Genomic DNA, 19,703 nt, shown 5'->3' with positions numbered 1-19,703 from the left:
AGCACGAAGGAGCACACGACGGTGACCACGACAGCCCAGGACCGTGGCGGCCTCGATGCGGCGGCGGTGGCCGAGGCCCTCCGGGAGGGGGACTGCGGCACGGTCGCCGGCGACCGCGGCACCCGGGCACGGTACTCGGCCGACGCCTCCAACTACCGCCGGATCCCGCTGGCCGTGGTCTTCCCCCGCGAGCGGCAGCACGTCCTCAACGCCCTCGGGGTGTGCCGGCGCCTGGGCGTGCCGGTCACCTGCCGGGGAGCGGGCACCAGCACCTCCGGGCAGGCCGTCGGATCGGGCGTGGTGCTCGACTTCTCCCGCTCCTACAACCGGCTGCTCGCGCTGGACCCGCACGCCCGGACCGCGACCGTCCAACCCGGCCTGGTGCTCGACGCGTTGCAGTCGGCCGCCGCCGGGCACGGGCTGCTGTTCGGCGCCGACCCCTCCACGCACAGCCGCTGCACCCTGGGCGGCATGATCGGCAACAACGCGTGCGGCTCGCGCTCCCTCGCCTGGGGCCGCACCGCCGACAACATCGTGGAACTGGAGGTGGTGACCTACCGCGGCACGGTGGTCCGGCTCGGCGAGATGAGCCAGAAGGAGATCGACCAGGCCATCGCGGCGGGCGACGACCGCGCGGAGCTGATCGCCGCGCTGCACCACCTCGCCCAGCGCAATCTGGCGGTGCTGCGCACCGGGCTGGGGCGGTTCCCGCGGCAGGTCTCGGGCTACGCGCTGGAACAGCTGCTGCCCGAGCGGCGCTTCCACCTCGCGCGGGCGCTGGTCGGCAGCGAGGGCACGCTGGCCGTCGTGCTGTCGGCGACCGTCCGGCTGCTCTCCCCGCCGCCCGAGCGGGCCCTGGTCGTCCTCGGTTTCACGGACGCCTGTGCCGCGGCCGACGCGGTCCCCGCACTGCTCGGGCACCGGCCGTTGGCGCTGGAAGGGCTCGACCACGCGCTGACCGACATCGTCACCCGGCCCGAGACCCGGGCCGCCATCGACACCCTGCCGGCCGCGCGGGCCTGGCTGTTCGCGGAACTCGGCGGCACCGCGGACACCCTTCCCGGGCAGGCCGAGGCGCTGGCGGAGGCCGCGCGGCAGACGCCGGGCTGCACCGGCAGCGAGGTCATCACCGATCCGGCGCGCGCCCGCCGGCTGTGGCGGATCCGCGAGGACGGCGCCGGCCTGGCCACCCGCTCACCCGAGGGCCACGAGGCCTGGCCCGGGTGGGAGGACGCCGCCGTCCCGCCAGAACAACTCGGCTCCTATCTACGGGAGTTCACCGCCCTGCTGGACCGCCATGGCCTCCAGGGCGCCGTCTACGGGCACTTCGGCGAGGGCTGTCTGCACGTCCGCATCACCTTCGACTTCGGCACCGAGGAGGGCACCGCCGTCTTCCACGCCTTCGTCACCGAGGCCGCCCGGCTGATCGCCGCGCACGGCGGTTCGCTGTCCGGCGAGCACGGCGACGGCCAGGCCCGTTCCGCACTGCTGCCCCTCATGTACGGCCCCGAGATCATCGCCCTGTTCGAGGAGTTCAAGCACGTCTGGGACCCCGACCACGGCCTCAACCCCGGCATGATCGTTCGGCCACTGCCCGTCGATGCCCATCTGCGGGTCAGCCCGCACCGCACTCCCCTGCCGCTGGCCACCGTCTTCCCGTTCCCCGCCGACGACGGTGACTTCGCCAAGGCCACCCGCCGGTGCGTCGGTGTCGGCAAGTGCCGCTCGGCGAACGGCGGTGGCGGGGACGTGATGTGCCCCAGCTACCGAGTCACCCTCGACGAGAAGGACTCCACCCGCGGCCGCGCCCGGCTGCTGTACGAGATGACCCAGGGCGAGGTGATCACCGACGGCTGGCGCTCCACCGAGGTCCGGGACGCCCTCGATCTGTGCCTGTCCTGCAAGGGATGCAGCGCCGACTGCCCCGTGGGCGTGGACGTGGCCACCTACAAGTCGGAGTTCCTGCACCACCATTACCAAGGGCGGCTGCGCCCCGCCTCGCACTACACCATGGGCTGGCTGCCCCTGCTGGCACGGCCGGCCGCCCGGATCCCCGGGCTGGTCAACGCGCTCACCTCCTCCCGGCTGGCTCCGGCCCTCAAACGGCTCGGCGGCATCGCCGCCCAGCGCGACATCCCCCGCTTCGCCGACCGGACCTTCCTGACGTGGTTCCGCCGCCGCACCCCGCAGGGCGACGGCCGGCGCGGCCCGGTCGTGCTGTGGGTCGACTCGTTCAACAACCACTTCAGCCCCGAGGTCCTCCGCGCGGGCGTGGCGGTCCTGGAACACGCCGGTTTCCGGGTACAGGTGCCGGACGGCACCCAGTGCTGCGGGCTCACCTGGATCACCACCGGACAGCTCGGCGTCGCCCGCCGCCTCGCCCGGCGCACCACCGCCGCGCTGCGGCCGGCCGTCCGGGCCGGTGTCCCCGTCGTCGGCCTGGAGCCGAGCTGCACGGCGGCCCTCCGCGACGACCTGCCCGCACTCCTCGACGGCGACGCGGACGCCCGGGCCCTCGGCCGGTCCACCCGCGCCCTCGCCGAACTCCTCGTCGACCACGCCCCCGGCTGGCAGCCCCCGCGAATCGAGGCCCGCTCGCTCAGCCAGACCCACTGCCACCAGCACGCCACCTCCGGCTTCGGTGCCGACAGCGCCCTGCTGGCCCGGATGGGCGTCGACAACACCGCGCTCGCGTCCGGGTGCTGCGGACTGGCCGGCAACTTCGGCTTCGAACGCGGCCATTACGAGGTCTCGGTGGCCGCGGGGGAACACGTTCTGCTGCCCGCGGTGCGCGCGGCCGCCGCCGACACCCGGATCCTGGCCGACGGCTTCAGCTGCCGCACCCAGATCGCCCAGCAGACCTCGCGCCGGGGCACCCACCTCGCCCAGCTGATCGCCCACGCCCTGCCCCCGTCCGGCACCTCCGGCCGGACCGCCTCGCCCGCCCTTCCCAGCGATAAGGAACGCTTCCGTGACTGATGCACTCTCCCTCGTCGACGAGTGGGGCCCCGAGAAGATCGTCGTCGTCTCGCACCGCCGCACCGGGATGAAGGGCGTCCTGGTGATCGATAACACCGCCCGCGGCATCGGCAAGGGCGGAACCCGTATGAGCCCCGGCGTGACCGTCGACGAGGTGTCCCGGCTGGCCCGCGTCATGACGTGGAAGTGGGCCGCCGCCGATCTGTTCTACGGCGGCGCCAAGGCCGGCATCGTCGCCGACCCCGCCTCCCGCGACAAGGAGGCGGTGCTGCGCGCCTTCGCCCGCGCCCTGTCCAACGAGGTGCCCCGCGCGTATGTGATGGGGCTCGACATGGGTCTGACGGAGGACGACGCCGCCATCATCCAGGACGAACTGGGCGACCGCGGCGCCGCCGTCGGCACCCCCGAACACCTCGGCGGGGTGGCCTACGACCGGCTCGGGGTCACCGGCTACGGAGTCGCCGAGGCCGCCGACGCCGCGGCACGGCACCAGGGGCTGCCGCTGGCCGGGGCCCGGGTCGCGCTTCAGGGCTTCGGGGCGGTGGGCAGCGCCGCCGCCCGGCGCTTCGTCGAACTCGGCGCCACCGTCGTCGCGGTGTCCACCGCCCACGGCGCGCTGCACGACCCCGGCGGCCTGGACCTCGACGCGCTGCTGGCCGCACGTGCGGAACACGGGGACCGCTTCGTCACCCACCGGCCTAGCGGCAGCGCGCTCGCCGCGGGCGACGAGCTCACCGTGGACTGCGACATCGTGGTACCCGCCGCGCTCCAGGACGTGATCACGCACCGCACGGCCCACGAGATCAAGGCGAAGCTCGTGGTGGAGGGCGCCAATCTGCCGACCTCCGCGCAGGCCCGGACCGTCCTGGCGGAGCGCGGGATCACGGTGGTCCCCGACTTCGTGGCCAACGCCGGCGGCGTGGTCGCGGCCGCCTTCGCGATGGACGCCCGCTACTCCGGCTTCCGCCCGGAGACCGCCGGCATCTTCGAGACGGTCTCGGCGAAGCTGCGCGCCAATACGGTGACCGTCCTGGACGAGGCCCGGCAGCAGCAGGTCACCCCGCACACCGCCGGCCGCCGACTGGCCGAGGCACGGGTGCGCGCCGCCATGGAGAGCAAGGGGCGCATCCCGCGCGGCTGACCGTGCTCCGGCCGCGAGTTGGGCTCGGCCCGCGGTCCGGCCTGGGCCTCCGCCTCGCGCCTTGTCCCGCCATCATCTCCCCGGCACACCCGTGCGCCGCGCCGGAGCGGCGGTGGCGTCTCACGGCCGGCAGGACTCGCGGTTCTTCACGACGACGAGGGTGACCTTCCGGTCCGTCAGCGGTGTCCCGGCATCCGGGCTCTGTGCGCAGACCTTCCAGCTCGCGGGCCACAGGACATGGCGCCCCGCGCCCCGTCCGTCCCTGAGCCGGAGCGCGGGATCGTAGTGGAGGGCCTGGTAGGCGGAGACCAGGCCCCGGCCGGTGACCTGCGGCATCAGTGCCGGGCCGTCGTCGGCACGGGCCGGGCCGGCCGGGGCGAGGGCGAGCAGGGCGAGGACCGAGGCGGTGACGATTCGCTTCACGACCTGGGAACGATCCTCACCGGCGAGGGTCACCGCACGGCACGTGACAGCGGGTCAGCAGCCACCCGGGTGGCCGAGGAGGACTTCCCCGATCACCGTCCGGGCGATGTCCGCCATGACCGGATGGCTGGTCCGGTAGTAGCTGAGTTCCATGAGCGCGACGGACAGCGCCCAGCCGCGGCCCCGCGCCCAGGTCGCCTCGTCCACCCCCAGGGCCGTACGGAAGACGCCGCGCGCCTCGGCGGGCAGCAGGTACCACGCCGCGATCACATCGACAGCGGGATCGCCCAGGCCGGCGCACCCGAAGTCGATGACGGCGCTGAGCCGTCCGCGGTCGAGCAGCACGTTCCCCGGTTGCAGATCGGCATGGATCCAGACGGCCGGGCCCGGCCAGGACGGCGCCCGCAGAGCCGCTTCCCACACCGCGGTCGCGGCTTCGGTGTCGACCAGGGCGTCGAGTTCGGCCAGCGCCGCCCGCGTCGCGTCATCCCGCTCCCGGAGGGGCTCGCTGCGGTAGGCGGGCGGCCCGTCCGCGGGGTCGATGCGCTGCAGGGCCGCGACGAACTCCGCGAGGTCCGCCGCGAGCCGAGCGGGTGCGGCGAGGCGGCCGGGGGCCGGATTGCCGCCGTCGAGCCAGCGGTAGACGGACCAGGGCCACGGATAGCCGTCGGCGGGGCTCCCCTTCCCCAGCGGTGCGGGGACGGCCACCGGGAGGGTGGGGGCGAGCCGCGGCAGCCAGCGGTGCTCCTTCTCCACGTCGCCGGCCGCCCCGGCGGTGCGCGGCAGCCGGACGACCATGTCCGCGCCGAGCCGGTACATGGCGTTCGAAGTACCGGCGGAGTCCACCGCCGTCAGCGAACGGTCCGCCCACTGCGGAAACTGCGCAGCGAGCAGTCGGCGCACCAGGGGCATGTCGATGTCCGCCTCATCGGCGTGCAACGTGCGGGCGCCCGCGCCGTGTGGGGGCACGAGCCTGTCGGATGTCATACCGCGAGCGTAGAGCCGGCCCCGGACGCGCGGGACGGCGGCCGCCGTCTGCCAGGATCGCCGTCATGATGCCCGAACACTGCACGCATACGGTCGAGTTGCTGCCCGACCGGGTCATCAAGCGGTTCCGTGGGACGGATCGGGCGGGCGCCGAGCGCGAGTGGCGGGCGCTGTCCCTGCTGGCCGTGCACGCTCCCGGGCTGGCGGCCGAGCCGCGCGAGTGCGACCTTGCCGCCGCCGAGCCCATGGTGGTGATGTCGCGGGTGTCCGGTGAGCCGATGCGCGGGCGTCCCCTGTCGGGCGAACAGGTCGGCGCGCTGGCGGCAGCCCTGCACAGGCTGCACACCGCGGTGCCGCCCGAGGCGCTGGAGCACGTCCCGCCCCGTCCGGACCTCGCCGGGGAACTCGTCGCCAGGATCCACCGCTGGACGCCCCGCACGCGACCGGGACTCGGCGGGCCGGTGGCACAGGCCATGGACGCCGGGCTCGCCTGGCTGGCGTCGGCGCACCTCGATCTGCCCGGCCCGCCGGCGGGCCCGCAGGTGTTCGGTGCCGGGGACGGCAATCTCGCGAACTTCCTCCACGACGTCCGCACCGTCCGGATCGTCGACTTCGAGGACTCGGGCCGCAGCGATCGGGCCTTCGAGCTGGCGGAGATCACCGAGCATGTGGCGAGCTGGGCGGAGCACCCCCTCGATGTCGGCTCGTTCCTCGGCCACTTCGCGCTCACCCGGGCGGAGCGAGCCCGGTTGTGCGAGTACCGCCGACTGCTCGCCCTCGTCTGGCTGTTCCTGTTGCTGTCCGACGCCCGGAGCGGCAGCCGGCGGAACCCCCTCGACGCCGTGGAGCGCCAGTCCCGGCGTCTGCGGGATCTGCTCGGCTGAGGCAATGCCCCGTCGGTGTGCCCGTCAGGAGAGTGGGCGGCACAGCAGGGCGTCGGGGGTGCCCTGGTGGCCGAGGCGGGTGGTGTAGGCGAGGCCGGCCGCATAGGTGTCGGAGGCGCACTGGCCCTTGAAGCGGCCGTAGGCGAATTCGCCGCCGGGGTCGCCGGACGGGCGGTGGTCGCCGCGGTCGAACCAGACGGTTGCGCCGCCGCTGCCGAGCGGGCCCCCGGCGGGCATGCACAGGGCGGCGGAGACCCGCTCGCCGCGCAGGCTGTAGCCGGTGAGGAAGTGGCCCTCGGGGCACTGGAGTTTGCTGTAGCCGGGAGCCCAGTCGCCGCCCGCCGGGACATACCGCTCGTCGCGGACGACCTGGGGGACGCCGTCGGGCCGGCGCAGGTCGCGGGCCGTGGGCGCGTCGGTGCACAGGCCGCGGCCCCGGGTGTGGCTAAGGCCGATCAGCCGTTCGCCGTCGGGGCAGGCCGCCTTGCGGGCGCCGTTGTCCCAGTCGCCCAGGGCCCGGGCACTCAGGGACTGGACGAAGTCCCGGTGGTCGAGGGTGAGCATGTGCCAGGCGGGGGTGCGGGGCACCGGGCCCGTCCTCTGCGGGGCCGTCGTCAGCCGGTTCCACGCGGTCGCGCGCCAGTCGTCGCCGTCCAGGATCCCCGTGCGCTTCCCGGTGTTGTCGTACCGCAGCAGGGCCCAGCTGTCGCCGCCCGGCCGACCCTGGCCGTCGGTGCTCCAGCCGACGAGCGGCCAGTAGGCGAAGTCGGTGTCGGTGTCGGCGAGGTAGTCGGTCAGATTGCCGAACCAGGTGCGGGCCGCGGTCCCCTGCTCCTCGGCGCCGACCCCGAATTCGCTGATCCACAGGGGTGCGGTGAAGTGCTGTCCGGTCTCCTGGGAGACGAAGAACGCCTGATCGTGCAATACGGCGCGGAGCTGCTCACGGGAGAGGTCCTGGTAGCGGGGGTCGCTGGTCTCCCCCAGCCCCGTGGCGCCGCTGTGGTGCGGGCCCGTGTAGCCGTAGAAGTGGGCCGAGTAGACGAGTTTGCCGGAGACGAGGAGGGTGTGCGAGAGGGTGCGGGCGGGGGTGAGGGTCGGGCGGCCGTGCGGCAGGCCGTCGACGGGCAGTCCGGTCCAGTTGATGCCCTCGATGATGAGCAGGAGGCGGGGGTTGGCCTCGGTCTGGATCCGGTCCGCCGCCTCCTGGGCCGCGGCCTGCCAGTCGTGGTCGTCACCCAGTCCCCAGTTGGGGTCGTTCCAGACATCGCGGCGCACTTCGTTGTAGAGGTCCGCGCCCACGACCCGGGCGTTGTCGCGGTAGCGGCGGGCCATGAAGACCCAGTCGTCGGCCCACTGCCGGGTGCTCTGGTGGCTGTTCCAGCGCTCGTTGCCGTCGAGGCCGCAGCACCATCGGGTGGTGTAGGTGTGGTTGTTGAGGATGACGGCGAAACCGTCCGCGGTCAGGGCTGCGATCACCGCGTCGAAGATCTCCAGCGGCGTCTTGCCGCGCAGTCCCGGGTTCGCGGCGACCGCGGCATCGGGTACCGGGGCCGTGCCGCGGATCATCTCGTTCGAGAACGGCAGCCGGATGCTGTTGAGGCCCAGCCGGTGGAAGTCGGCCAGCAGCGCGGGGAGGGCGACGCGGTCCAGGCCGAGCGGGATGCCGTGGGAGTTCTGGCCGCTGTGGTGGCTGGACGCATCATTGCTGTCGCCCGAGCCGCTCCAGGAGCCCTGTGCGCCGTCCCAGTTCCCCGCTTTCAGCCGGAAGCGGGTGCCGTCGGCGTCGACGATATAGCGGCCCCGGGTGGACAGCGGGGCGGTCCACGACGCGGCGGAGGTGCCGGGCTTCGCGGCGGTCCGTACGGCAGCGGGCGCGACGGCTGCCGCGCCCGCGCCGGAGACGGTGGTGCCCAGGAGAGCGAGGCATATCGCCAGGGCGCCGCACGCCGCACGTACCGGAGACTTCATCTCAGCTGCCCGTTTCGCCGGGGGTACCCGTCGGGGCCGTCCGGCGGGCTGCCCCGGGCCAGGAGATCGCCGAGGGCAGGGCCAAGGTAGCGGGGAGGCGGAAGGGGAGCCATAGCGTATGGCTGATTCCCTGTCACTTCTCCATGGAGTCAGCTGAATTGCCGTCACTGTTAAGGGTGTTGCCGCCGGGGGGCCGCCGGGCGCGCGGTCCGCGGCCCCTCACACGCCGCGGTGGACCAGGGCCCCTCACCCGCGACTCGTCCAGGCCTCCAGCGCCGCGCTCACCCCCGCCGCGTCGGGAGCGGTCCAGGCGCGGGCGATGTAGCCGTCCGGCCGGATCAGCGCGGCGGACAGGCCCGACCATGGCAGGGCTTGGACGACCTCGGCACCGTGCGGGCGCAGGTGTCCGAAGGCGGCGTCGGGGGTGAAGTCGGCGAGCAGGAACCGGTCGACGGCCAGCCGGCGGTGCACGGAGCCGGCCGCCAGCGCGAGGTCCGGCGCACGGCGGCCTTCCAAGGGGTGCCCGGGGACGGCGGGCGGATAGGAGTGGCCGAGCCCGGACAGCCAGGCGGCGAGGTCGTCGGCAGTGTCACCACCCTTGGCGATCAGCCCGCTCATCAGGTCCCGCAGCGCCGCCCCCGCTGGGGTGAAGGTGGTGAACAGGGCGCCCTGGGCAAGGGTGTTGGTGGCCAGCCGGGCGGCGACAGGGGCCCGCTCCCGCTCGTAGGCGGCCGGTCCGTCGACGATCATGGACGGTGCCCGGCCCTGGATCTCGGCGGCCAGCTTCCAGGCCAGGTTCGCCGCGTCCTGCATGCCGATGTTCATGCCCTGGCCGCCCGCGGGGAAATGGACATGCGCCGCGTCGCCGGCCAGGAAGACCCGGTCGCTCCGGTAGCGGGCCGCCTGTCGCGTGGTGTCACCGGCCTTGGACAGCCACCGCACCTCGCACAGCCCGTGGTCGGTGCCGGTCACGCGCCGCAGGGCGGCCCGCACCTCCTCGACGGTCAGCGCCTGCGACTGACGCGTGCGCACCTGCTCGGGGGTGAGTCCGGTGTCCTCGACCGTGGTGCCGAACACCCGGCACCAGCCGTCCGGGAACGGGATGATGCTGGCCTGGCCCCGCCGATGATCCCAGTAGTGCCGGACCCGGTCCGGCGGGTCGGCCAGGGTGACATCGGCGACGAATCCCACCGTCGTGGGCGGCGTGCCGGGGAAGTCGATGCCCGCCTCCCGCCGTACGACGCTGCGCGCCCCGTCCGCACCGACCAGGTAACGGGCCTCGTGCACACCGCCGTTGACGGTCACCCGCACCCCGTCGTCGTCCTGGGTGAAGCCGGTGACCTCGTGGCCGTGGCGGACGGGCACGCCGCGCCGTCGCAGGTGGTCCGCCAGCACCCGCTCCGTCGTCGCCTGCGGGATCACCAGCAGGAACGGATAGGGCGTGTCGAGCCCGGAGTAGTCGAGCAGATCGGGCAGGGCGGCGAAGTGGGTGGCCGGTTCGGGGCGTCCGAGCGAGACCAGGACATCGGAGAGCCGCCGGCCGTCGTCGGTCCGCAGGACGGTGAGGATCTCCAGGGTCCGCGGATGCATCGCGGCCGCCTTGGAGTGCTCGCTCTGGCCGGCCTTGCTCTCCAGCACCTCCACGCGCACCCCCGCCGCGTCCAGGAGCGCGGCGGTCAGCAGCCCGACCGGCCCGCCTCCCGCGACGATCACCTCGGTGCTCATCGGCACTCCCGCTCGGGGCGCAGCAGCCAGATGCCCGCGGCGAGACCGGTGGTGGAGGCGAGGTGCACCGCGAGGGCCTTGGAGTGGGGCGCCCAGACGCCCGTCGTGGGTCCGCCGGACCACATCGCCGCCGCGAAGCCGGCCCCGGCAGCGGCCATCGCCCCCCACAGCTGCCTGCCGCGCCGCGGCCCGGACAGCACGCCGATCCCGACGGCCGCCAGGCTGCCCGCGGTGATCAGGGCCTCGCGGGCCATGTGGTACTGCACATGGCCGGCGCCGTCCCGCACCTCGGGCGTCCGATAGCTGTCGTCCGTGATGTGGGTGACGGTCTGCCATACGGACGGCAGAGCCGCCGCCATTCCGGCCAGGGTGACGACCTGGCCGACCTTCTCACGCCCCGTGCGCGTCATACGGATCCTCCATCGCCTTGGACATGGAGCTCATTATCTTAACGTTAAGCTAATTAACGTTCGCCTACCTGTCAAAGCGCTGCTAGGATCCGGCGGGTGACCGACAGCTCCCCCCGCGACCGCATCGACGGCATGATCGATGTCATCGCCCGTGCACACGACCTCGCCGATCTGGAATCCAAAGCGCTGGTGTACCGGCTGCGGCGGGTGGCACACCACATGGAGATCGAGCTCAAGCGTGAACTCGCCGGGCACGGCATCGAGTTGTGGGAACTGGAGCTGCTGGCCTGCCTGTACCGGACACTGCCGCATCACCGGGTCAGCGCCAAGGACCTGATGGAGCAGATGCAGCTCACCACCGGGGCCGTCACCAATCGCGTCTCCCGCCTCGAGGCCAAGGGGTGGGTCAGCAGGGAGATCGCCCCGGACGACCGCCGCAGCATCCTGGTGACCCTCACCGAGCCCGGCCGCGCCCGCGCCGCCCAGGTCTTCGCCACCAAGACCGAGGCCGAGCGCCGGCTGCTGTCCGCCTTTCCGGACGAGCAGCAGCGCCAGCTCAATGCCGCCCTGCGGACGTTGCTGATCAGCCTGGAAGGGCGTCACAGCTGATCAGGGCGCTCGCGCGCCTCGTGGCGCCGGGCCGCCGCCGCGCCTGACACGCCCGGGCGGCAGGACATCGGCGGCCGCCGTCCGCTTCGACTCGCCGGCCCGCCACCCCGGGTCCCGCGCAACCGCGCGACGCCGCGCTCGGCACGTACAGTGACCTTTCCTCACTCGCCGTGCGCCACGGGTGCGCGGCGGCACCGGAGAAAGGGACCCGCATGCGCGCTCGCCTCCTCGCCACGGCCGCCGTCCTGGCGGTCACCAGCACTCTTCTCGCCGCCGCACCCGCCCCGGCGGACGCCTCCGCGGTCCCCGGCCCGCCCGGCGCGTCGGTCATCACCGGCCGCCGCGCCGGAAACACCGAGGTGCCCGTCACGGGCGGCACCGCCCGCTTCGAGGCCCCGCCCAAGCTCCTCGCCGCCCTGGAGGACCACGGCGTGACGATCGCGCGCCTCGACGCCCACGGCAGGATCAGCCGGCAGCCCGCCTCCGATGCGGGCGTGCGCATGGACATCGAGGGCGGCGTGGTCACCAACAGCGGCGGGAAGGTGGGCGGTGAGCTGCGGTTCGCCAGGACGGGCCTCGCGCTGCTCAATTCCGAGACCGGGAAATCCGTCCGGCTCTCCGACTTCGTCGGCGACCTGTCCCAGGGCGCGCTCCGGGCCCGCCTGAACCACGGCCGGGACCTCACCGTGGGCACCTTCACCCAGTCCGCCACGAAGGCCGCCGTCGACACGGATACCGCGAGGCTGCGGATGAACGTGGGCATCAAGGTCACCGCGGCCGCCGCCGCCCGGCTCAATGCCGCGCTCGGCACCAAGGTCTTCACCGCCGGCGGTCCGCTCCTGCACGCCCGCGTCGACGTCCGTCTCGACTCGTCCGTCGACCTGCGCACGGCCCTCAACCTGAACCGCCGCCCGGCACGACGCGAGGACTAGGGCCCGTCCAATGAGCTAGGGCGGAGACCGCGGCGGCCGATGCGGACCGGCGTCCCCGCGCAGGCGGTCAGAGGGGCTGGAGCCGAGTGCGCAGCAGGCAGAATTCGTTGCCCTCCGGGTCGGCCAGGACGTGCCAGCTCTCGGTGCCGGTCTGACCGATGTCGACGGGCCGGGCGCCGAGGGCGAGCAGCCGCGCCAGCTCGGCGTCCTGGTCGCGGTCGGTGGCGCTGACGTCGAGGTGCAGGGGGAGCTTTCCGCTGCGTGGGGCGCTGCCGGGGCTGAGGACGAGGGTGGGCTGCGGGCCGCCGAAGCCGGCGCCGGGCGGCCCGATCTCGATGCTTCCGTCATCCTCCCGGCCGAGTTCGACGTAGCCGAGGACCTCGCTCCAGAACGCGGCGAGCCGTTCGGGGTCGGCGACGTCGATGACCAGCTCACTGATGCGGCATGCCATGCCCGTCAGTGTAGGGAACCGTGTGCCGCGCGGCGGGGGACGGACCGTACCGACGGGCAATGGGTGCGCCGCGTTCCGGGGGCGTTCAGCCAGCGGTCACGCACGTCACCCAAACTCTGGAACGAGACATTCCGTTTGGTGACACCGCTGTGGCCAGGCCTGCCGGCCACGGCACGGAGGGCCTGATGGCCGGTATCGAAACCCACATCCCCACCAACCGTCGTCGCTTCCTTCTCAGCTCCGGTGCCGCCGTCGCCGGAGTCGGTGCCGCATGGGCACTGCCGGGTCAGCGCAGCAGCAGCGCGGCTCCGCACGCGCATCCCCTCACCCGCACGACGCCGGCCCGTACGGGTGGTCGCCGGCCGGCCCCGTACGGGGTCACGACGCTGGACACCGCCGCGCACCTCACCGGCAGTGGCACCTACCGCCGCATCGGCTCCGGGCCCGGATGGCCGCTGGTGGTCCGCGGTGACCTCGCCGGAGCCACGGCCGGACGCCAGGACCGGCGGACCGCCCTGGCCTGCTTCGTCCAGTTCACCGACCTCCATGTGGCCGATGTGCAGAGCCCGTTGCGCACCGAGTATCTGCGCGCCGGATCGCCGGGGTCGTGGCGGGCGCAGGAGGCGCTGTCGGTGGCCGGCGCCGTATCGCTGGTGGAGCAGGCCAACGCGCTGGGCGGCGGCCCCCACACCGGCCGGCGGCCGGCCTTCGTCATGTCCACGGGCGACAACATCGACAACCACTCCACGGTCGAGCTGGAGTGGTTCCTCACCCTGATGAGCGGCGGCCGCATCACGCCGAACACGGGTGACCCGGCGGTGTACGAGGGCGTGCAGAACTGCGGACTCCCCCTGTACTGGCACCCGGCCGACGGCCTGCGCGACCAGGACAAGAAGCGGGGACTGCCGTCGATACCCGGCTATCTCGACGCCGCGATCCGCCCCGTCACCAGTCCCGGCCTGCGGATTCCCTGGTACTCGACACCCGGCAACCACGACGACCTGCCGGGCGGCTGCCTGACCCCGCAGGACCCGGAGCTGGCGGACTATGTCACGGGGTCGCGCAAGCTGTTCTCCGTACCGGACAGCGATGTGGCCTCCTTCGCCAAGGTGCTGGAGACCGGCGACGACCCCAAGAGCACCGTGCTCAAGGAGATCCTCGCGCGCAATGCCGCCCGGTCCCGGACCGTGACCGCGGACGAGCGGCGCCGCATGTTCACCCCGCACGACTATCTGCGGGCGCATCTGAACCCGGCGTTCGCCGGCGCCGGACCGGCCGGGCACGGCTACACCGAGGACCATCTCAACGACGACCGGATGTACTACACCTTCACCGTCGCGGAGGGCGTCCTCGGTATCAGCATCGACACCACCTACCGCAGCGGCCACTTCGAAGGGTCGCTGGGCACCGGTCAACTCCACTGGCTGGAGCGGACCTTGGCCGCCCACAGCGCCCGCCACTACGACGCGGACGGCCGGCTGGTGCGCAACGCCGGAGCCGATGACGCGCACATCCTGATCTTCAGCCATCACCACAGCCCGAGTATGACCCGGCGCCCCGACGCGGCCCGCTCGGAGGAGAAGCGGCACGACGGCGAGGAACTCATCGCCCTGCTGAGCCGGTTCCCCAACGTGGTGGCGTGGATCAACGGCCACAGCCACGTCAATCGCATCACCCCGCACGCCCACCCGACGGCCGCCCGCTCCTTCTGGGAGATCAACACCGCCTCGCACGTGGACTATCCGCAGCACGCGCGGATCCTGGAACTCGTCGACAACCACGACGGCACGCTGTCGCTGTTCACCACCCTCATCGAGTCCGCCGCTCCGCACCGCACGGACTTCGACGACCTCTCGGCGGTCGGCCTCGCCTCCCTCTACCGCGAACTGTCCTACAACGCCCCCGGCCTGGCCGCCGGCATGGGCGGCGGCGTCCATGAGGCGATGGCCGGTCGCCCGGCGGACCGCAACACGGAACTCCTCGTCCACCGGGCGTGACGGGGCCGACGGTCCGGCCGACGGGGCGGGCTCGGGTGCTCCATCCGCCGGGATGCGGTCAGCGGCCGCCGGATGGCGTGTCACAGCCGGCGTGTCGCAGCGCGAGTGGTCGGGGTAACCGCCGACGCGATCCGCGAGGGCGCCCCGCTACCGGCGCCCGTCACAGCTCATCCGGGGGACCCCACCGACGCGCTGCGCTCCGACCACCGCCGTGGGCAGTACCTTCAGGAGGAACATCACCGGAGATATCGTCACAAAAACACCTTGGTGGAGTCCGCATGTCACCCTCCGTCACACGCCGGGCGAGCCGACGGCGCCTCGCCGGCACCGTGAGCGTGCTGCTGGCCGTCGGCGTGGTCCTCACCGGCCTGGTCCAGGCGGCGCCGTCCACCAACCCCCACCCCCTCGACCCGCGCATCACGGCGGTCATGCGGAAGCCGGACTACCCTCATGCCCAGTGGGGCCTGTTCCAGCAGAACCCGGCCAGCGGCGAGGTGACGCAGTCCCGCTACGCCGACCAGTTCTTCGTCCCCGGGTCGACGGCCAAACTGTTCAGCGTCAGCGGCACCTGGCAGACCCTGGGCGGCGACCACCGCTTCGTCACACCGGTGCACGCCGTCGGACAGCGGCGGGGCAGCACCCTCAAGGGCAATCTGGACCTGGTCGCGCAGGGTGACCTGACGCTCGGCGGCCGCACCCGCAAGGACGGCACCGTCGCCTTCACCACCATCGACCACACCTACGCCGACGACGTCCCGGGAGCCACCCTCACCCCGCAGGACCCGCTGGCCGGTATCGACCAGCTGGCCCGGCAGGTACGCGCCTCGGGCATCCGGCAGGTCGACGGCGATGTGGTCATCGACGCGCGGCTGTTCCGTCCGGACCCGGTGCTCGACCCGACTCCCACCCCGCTGATCGTCAACGACAATCTCATCGACCTGCTGACCACCCCCGGCTCCCGGCCGGGCACCCCCGCCGGGCTGGACTGGCGCCCGAAGGTCGCGCCCTACCACGTCACCTCGGCCGTGCGCACCGTCGCGGCGGGACAGCCCACCGGCATCGACGTGACCAGTTCCCGCGACGGCACCCGCATCCGGCTGTCCGGCACCATCGCGGCCGGATCCGCGCCCGTCCTGCGGGTGTCCGACATCAAGGACCCGAACGCGTTCGGCCGGACGGCCATGATCGAGGCGCTGCAACGCGCCGGCGTGAAGGTCCGGGCGAAGGCGGTCGGCCCCAACCCCGCCGCCCGGTTGCCGCACTCCTATCAGGGCGCGCCCACGGTGGCCCGGTACACCTCCCCGCCCTACGCCCAATACGCCAAGCTGATCCTCAAGGTGAGCCACAATCTCGGGGCGAACCTGGGGATGTGCCTGATGGCGACGACCGCGAAGAGCACCGACTGCGAGGACGGGTTCCCGGTGCTCGCCGCCTTCCTGGACCGCGCGCACGTGGACCGCAAGGCCGTACAGCTCGCCGACGGCCGGGGCGGCAACCCGGTCGACCGCACCACGCCCCGGGCCTTGGCGCAGATCCTGACGTACTGGCAGCGCACCCCCGAGGCGGCACGCTTCCGCACCTCGCTGCCGATCCTGGGCGTCGACGGACTGCTGGCGGACTCCTGCCGGCACTGCCCCTCACGCGGCAAGGTCTTCGCCAAGACGGGCACCGTCGCGGGCGGTGACACACTCAACGACCGGCTGGCGGTGGGCGCCGAAACCGCGGCCGGCTATCTGGAGACCCGCAAGGGCCACTTCGACGTGTTCTTCGACGGGGTCAACGGCGCCTCGACGCCCAATGCCGATATCAACGGCGTCCTGACCATCGGCGACGACGTGGCCGACATCGCGGCCTACCTCCAGCAGCAGTCCTCGGCCGGGCACTGAACCCCGGAGGCGGCCAGGCGTTGCCGTCGGTCGGCGGTCGCCGATCGCGGGCCGCCGGATTTAATTGGCATCTTGGATACCACTTCTGTAGAGTCGCGAGCGTGCGACTGACCAAGAGCACCGACATCGCCCTCCGCATCGCCATGCGCCTGGCAGTGCTCGGCGACCAGGACGACGCGCCCACCACCCGCGAGGTGGCGAGCGCCGTCGAGGTGCCGTACACCCACGCCGCCAAGGTCGTCAGCAAGCTCCAGCACCTGGGCGCCGTCGAGGCCCGGCGCGGCCGCGGCGGAGGGCTGAGCCTCACGACCGCGGGGCGCACGGGCTCCCTGGGAGAGCTGGTCCGCGAACTGGAGGGGGTCGACGATGTCGTGGGCTGCGAGGACGACCCACCCTGCCCGCTGCGCGGCGGCTGCCGACTGCGCGGTGCACTGCGCGCGGCACAGGAAGCGTTCTACGCCGCACTCGATCCGCTCTCGATCGCCGATCTCATCGAGAGCCCGACCGGCCCGATCCTCCTCAGCCTGACCGCCCAGCCCGGAGCCTGACCCCGCCCCGGGGACACCCACGCCGCGCACCCCACTCCCCCAGCCACGCCACGCACCACGCTCTCGATCCCCACACCCATAAATACGCATCTCAGATGCAAGTTTCGCCTCCTCCGCCCCCCTTCTCCCCTTCTTCTCCTCCCTTCGAGAATCAGGAGCAGTTGATGCTGTCGACCGAGTCCGCCAAGACCATCACCGCCACCCTCCCCGCCGTACGCGGAGCCCTCGGCGAGATCACGGCGCTCTTCTACGAGAAGCTCTTCGCCGCCCGCCCCGAGCTGCTGCGCGACCTCTTCAACCGCGGCAACCAGGCCAACGGCAGCCAGCGGCAGGCCCTTGCGGGATCGATCGCCGCCTTCGCGGGCCATCTCGTCGCGCACCCGGACAGCCGGCCGGACACCATGCTGGCGCGGATCGCGCACAAGCACGCCTCGCTCGGGGTGCGCGCGGACCAGTACCCGATCGTGCGGGAGCATCTCTTCGCGGCCATCGCCGAGGTTCTCGGCGACGCGGTGACGGACGAGGTGGTGCGGGCCTGGGACGAGGTGTACTGGCTGATGGCCCATGCCCTGATCGCCCTGGAGAAGCGGCTCACCTACGAAGCCGGCGTCCGGGACGGCAGTGTGTGGCGGCCCTATCGAGTCGTCGGACGCATCCGCGAGACGGCGGAGGTCACGACCTTCCTCCTGCGCCCGGCCGACGGCGCCCCCGTCCCGCCGTCACGACCCGGCCAATACGTCTCCGTTCAGGTCCAACTCCCCGACGGCGCACGGCAGATACGCCAGTACAGCCTGTCCGGGCAGCTGGACGGCGGACTGCAGATCTCCGTGAAGCGGGTGGCGGCGGGCCGCCGGGCCGGGGAATCGTCCGAGGATCCCGCGGGTGAGATCTCCGGCCATCTGCACGCGCACGTCCACGACGGGGAAATCCTGTACGTGAGCCCGCCATTCGGCGAGGTGGTGCTCTCCGAGGACGACGGGGGCCCGCTGCTCCTCGCCTCGGCGGGCATCGGCTGCACCCCGATGATCGGCATGCTCGCGCATCTCGCCGCCGCCGGCTCCCGGCGCCGGATCCTCACCGCCCACGCCGATCGGTCGCCCTCCGCCCACCCGTTCCGCACGGATCTGCGCCGGCTCACCGACAAGCTCTCCGACGCGACGGCGGACCTCTGGTACGAGGAGGGCGCCGGGGACGGGGACCCGACCGGGGCGGTGACCGTGCGCACCGGCCTGATGGATCTGACCCGGCTCGCCATTCCCTCCGGGACCACCGCGTATCTCTGCGGGCCGGTGCCGTTCATGAAGGCGGCACGCGCCCAACTACTGGCCTCGGGACTGCCCGCCGAGCGGATCCACTACGAGGTCTTCGGCCCGGATCTCGGCCTGTAGGCGAATGCGGGGACGTTACGGCACTGCCGACGGCACGCGTCCCGCACCCGGCCCGCTCGGCCCGTCCGGCCCGCTCGGCCCGTCCGGCCCGCTCGCCGCGTCCGGTCCAACCGCTGTCCGGGCCGGTCGCCGCACCCCGCCCGATATCCGTTGCCTGCGGCCGGAGCGCACCGCATGATGCGATCATGACTGCCAACTCACCCTCCACGTCACGCACCGTCGTCGCCCTCGCGCGCTACACGAAGCGGGAGTTGGGCGAGATCCTCGGGGAGGTGGAGGATCCGTTCGGCGTCGCGTACACCGGGCTGACCTGGCTGGCCAAGGAGCGGCACTTCGGCATCCGACGTGACGGGCGGCTGGTGGCGCACACCGGTCTGGTGACGCTGCCCGTCACGGTCGGCACGGCCGAGACCGAGGTGGTCGGCTTCGGCGGGGTGGCCGTCGCTCCCGATCTGCGGGGGCAGGGACTGGCGCGCCTCGTCGTCAACGGCGCGCGGGAACACGCCCGCGCCATGGGGCCGGCGTACGGTCTGCTGTTCTGCCGGCCGCCACTCCTGCCCCTGTACGAGCGGCTCGGCTGGCAGGCGCTTCCGGGTGAGGTGCGCGTCGAGCAGCCCGACGGGCCCGTGGTGATGCCGCTCCGGACGATGTGGACACCTCTGCGGGACGGGGCGCGCTGGCCCGAGGGACCGGTGCGGCTGCGGTCGCTGCCCATGTGAGCGGCAGAGGGATGTTCGAACCCGCCGCGTCAGCACGGGAGTCCTACGTCGTCCTTCGTCCGCGTGGCGCCCCGGCGCGTCGGTTGGACAGCTCACGCGGCTCCGACACCGTGAGAGGGTGCGTCCTCTTCTTCTTCGTCTCGTCACCGCGACCGCCGTCCTCCTGGCCACCAGCGGCTGTGTCTCCCTGCCGGCCGGCGGCTCCGTACACGGGCCCGGTCCCGCACCGGGCGGCCGCACGGTCGCCCCGGCCCGGCCCACACCGCTGGTCGCGCCCAGCAAGGGGTCCTCGCGGGAGGGGCTGGTGGACGTGGCCTCCGCGCGGCACAAGCCCGGGCGCCGACCGAAGGCGCACAAGAAGAAGACGCACAAGAAGGGCGTGGTGCAAGGGCACGCCGCGGCGGTCAACGGGCCGGAGCAGGGCGGGAGTCAGGCCGCCGCGCAGCCCCCGCGTTCCGTGCCGCCCGAGGAGCGTGTCGGGCCCCCCGAGCACACCGGGCCACGGCCGTGGCACCACGGGGAGGGGCAGCGGCGGGCTTTCCCCGGATCGCGGCGGCGCGGGTCGTCGGTCGATCCGGGGATGATGTGCCGGATGGCGTCCGGCCGGGTGCGCTCGGATCTGGTGCAGTTGTGCCGCAGCGCGTACGGACGCTGAG

The 19,703-nt window shown here is 73.0% G+C and carries 17 protein-coding genes; 11 read left to right on the top strand and 6 right to left on the bottom strand.

Features of this window, described 5'->3' with window-relative positions:
- Positions 1 to 21 precede the first annotated feature (21 nt).
- Both IEY78_RS14140 and IEY78_RS14135 read left to right on the top strand, forming a co-directional pair.
- Positions 22 to 2,979, top strand: coding sequence for an FAD-binding and (Fe-S)-binding domain-containing protein (locus IEY78_RS14140; protein WP_189098099.1), 2,958 nt, complete (start codon positions 22 to 24; stop codon positions 2,977 to 2,979).
- Positions 2,972 to 4,120: a Glu/Leu/Phe/Val family dehydrogenase gene (locus IEY78_RS14135; protein ID WP_189098097.1), complete on the top strand. Its 1,149-nt coding sequence runs from the start codon at positions 2,972 to 2,974 to the stop codon at positions 4,118 to 4,120. The genes IEY78_RS14140 and IEY78_RS14135 overlap by 8 nt, the downstream gene beginning before the upstream one ends.
- 120 nt (positions 4,121 to 4,240) lie before the next feature.
- Here the strand turns inward: IEY78_RS14135 and IEY78_RS14130 are convergent, their stop codons facing one another.
- Positions 4,241 to 4,543 (bottom strand): PASTA domain-containing protein, encoded by a 303-nt coding sequence (locus IEY78_RS14130; RefSeq protein ID WP_229699938.1) that lies wholly within the window; start codon positions 4,541 to 4,543, stop codon positions 4,241 to 4,243.
- Between the two features lie 54 nt (positions 4,544 to 4,597).
- Positions 4,598 to 5,530, bottom strand: coding sequence for an aminoglycoside phosphotransferase family protein (locus tag IEY78_RS14125; protein ID WP_189098093.1), 933 nt, complete (start codon positions 5,528 to 5,530; stop codon positions 4,598 to 4,600).
- A gap of 65 nt (positions 5,531 to 5,595) precedes the next feature.
- Here IEY78_RS14125 and IEY78_RS34410 point away from each other — a divergent pair, with 65 nt between their 5' ends.
- Complete coding sequence (locus IEY78_RS34410) at positions 5,596 to 6,414, top strand: phosphotransferase family protein (RefSeq protein WP_229699937.1); 819 nt, start codon at positions 5,596 to 5,598, stop codon at positions 6,412 to 6,414.
- Between the two features lie 24 nt (positions 6,415 to 6,438).
- Here IEY78_RS34410 and IEY78_RS14115 read toward each other — a convergent pair whose 3' ends face one another.
- From IEY78_RS14115 to IEY78_RS14105, 3 genes are all read right to left on the bottom strand, one after another.
- Positions 6,439 to 8,382 carry a glycoside hydrolase family 5 protein gene (locus IEY78_RS14115; RefSeq protein ID WP_189098091.1) on the bottom strand — a complete coding sequence of 648 codons (1,944 nt, stop codon included), beginning with the start codon at positions 8,380 to 8,382 and terminating at the stop codon, positions 6,439 to 6,441.
- Positions 8,383 to 8,628: 246 nt separating this feature from the next.
- Entirely contained in the window at positions 8,629 to 10,107 is a 1,479-nt protein-coding gene (locus tag IEY78_RS14110) for an FAD-dependent oxidoreductase (protein ID WP_189098089.1), read from the bottom strand.
- Positions 10,104 to 10,517: a hypothetical protein gene (locus IEY78_RS14105; RefSeq protein WP_189098087.1), complete on the bottom strand. Its 414-nt coding sequence runs from the start codon at positions 10,515 to 10,517 to the stop codon at positions 10,104 to 10,106. Before IEY78_RS14105 ends, IEY78_RS14110 begins: the two co-directional genes overlap by 4 nt.
- A gap of 96 nt (positions 10,518 to 10,613) precedes the next feature.
- Between IEY78_RS14105 and IEY78_RS14100 the strand changes: the two genes are divergently transcribed.
- Together IEY78_RS14100 and IEY78_RS14095 are read left to right on the top strand one after the other, a co-directional pair.
- Complete coding sequence (locus IEY78_RS14100; protein ID WP_229699936.1) at positions 10,614 to 11,126, top strand: MarR family winged helix-turn-helix transcriptional regulator; 513 nt, start codon at positions 10,614 to 10,616, stop codon at positions 11,124 to 11,126.
- A 212-nt stretch (positions 11,127 to 11,338) separates the two neighbouring features.
- Positions 11,339 to 12,058, top strand: coding sequence for a hypothetical protein (locus IEY78_RS14095; RefSeq protein WP_189098085.1), 720 nt, complete (start codon positions 11,339 to 11,341; stop codon positions 12,056 to 12,058).
- A gap of 67 nt (positions 12,059 to 12,125) precedes the next feature.
- Here the strand turns inward: IEY78_RS14095 and IEY78_RS14090 are convergent, their stop codons facing one another.
- Positions 12,126 to 12,509 carry a VOC family protein gene (locus IEY78_RS14090; RefSeq protein WP_189098083.1) on the bottom strand — a complete coding sequence of 128 codons (384 nt, stop codon included), beginning with the start codon at positions 12,507 to 12,509 and terminating at the stop codon, positions 12,126 to 12,128.
- A 185-nt stretch (positions 12,510 to 12,694) separates the two neighbouring features.
- Here IEY78_RS14090 and IEY78_RS14085 point away from each other — a divergent pair, with 185 nt between their 5' ends.
- The 6 genes from IEY78_RS14085 (at position 12,695) to IEY78_RS14060 (ending at position 19,702) form a co-directional block, all read left to right on the top strand.
- On the top strand, positions 12,695 to 14,506 hold the full coding sequence (locus tag IEY78_RS14085) for a TIGR03767 family metallophosphoesterase (protein WP_189098081.1): 1,812 nt from the start codon (positions 12,695 to 12,697) through the stop codon (positions 14,504 to 14,506).
- 278 nt (positions 14,507 to 14,784) lie between these two features.
- Positions 14,785 to 16,392 (top strand): D-alanyl-D-alanine carboxypeptidase/D-alanyl-D-alanine endopeptidase, encoded by a 1,608-nt coding sequence (gene dacB, locus IEY78_RS14080; protein WP_189098080.1) that lies wholly within the window; start codon positions 14,785 to 14,787, stop codon positions 16,390 to 16,392.
- 101 nt (positions 16,393 to 16,493) lie between these two features.
- Entirely contained in the window at positions 16,494 to 16,940 is a 447-nt protein-coding gene (locus IEY78_RS14075) for an RrF2 family transcriptional regulator (protein WP_189098078.1), read from the top strand.
- A 164-nt stretch (positions 16,941 to 17,104) separates the two neighbouring features.
- The gene (locus tag IEY78_RS14070) at positions 17,105 to 18,328 is read left to right on the top strand and encodes a globin domain-containing protein (protein WP_189098076.1); all 1,224 of its coding nucleotides are present in this window, start codon (positions 17,105 to 17,107) and stop codon (positions 18,326 to 18,328) included.
- 185 nt (positions 18,329 to 18,513) lie between these two features.
- Positions 18,514 to 19,047, top strand: coding sequence for a GNAT family N-acetyltransferase (locus IEY78_RS14065; protein ID WP_189098074.1), 534 nt, complete (start codon positions 18,514 to 18,516; stop codon positions 19,045 to 19,047).
- Positions 19,048 to 19,165: 118 nt separating this feature from the next.
- A complete protein-coding gene (locus IEY78_RS14060; protein WP_189098073.1) occupies positions 19,166 to 19,702 on the top strand; it encodes a hypothetical protein in 537 nt (178 codons plus the stop codon).
- Position 19,703: the final 1 nt, after the last annotated feature.

It is taken from the genome of Streptomyces kronopolitis, assembly GCF_014646275.1.
Lineage (GTDB): Bacteria > Actinomycetota > Actinomycetes > Streptomycetales > Streptomycetaceae > Streptomyces > Streptomyces kronopolitis.
The sequence above is the reverse complement of the archived record's forward strand: the minus strand, read 5'-3'. Positions and strand labels throughout refer to the sequence as shown.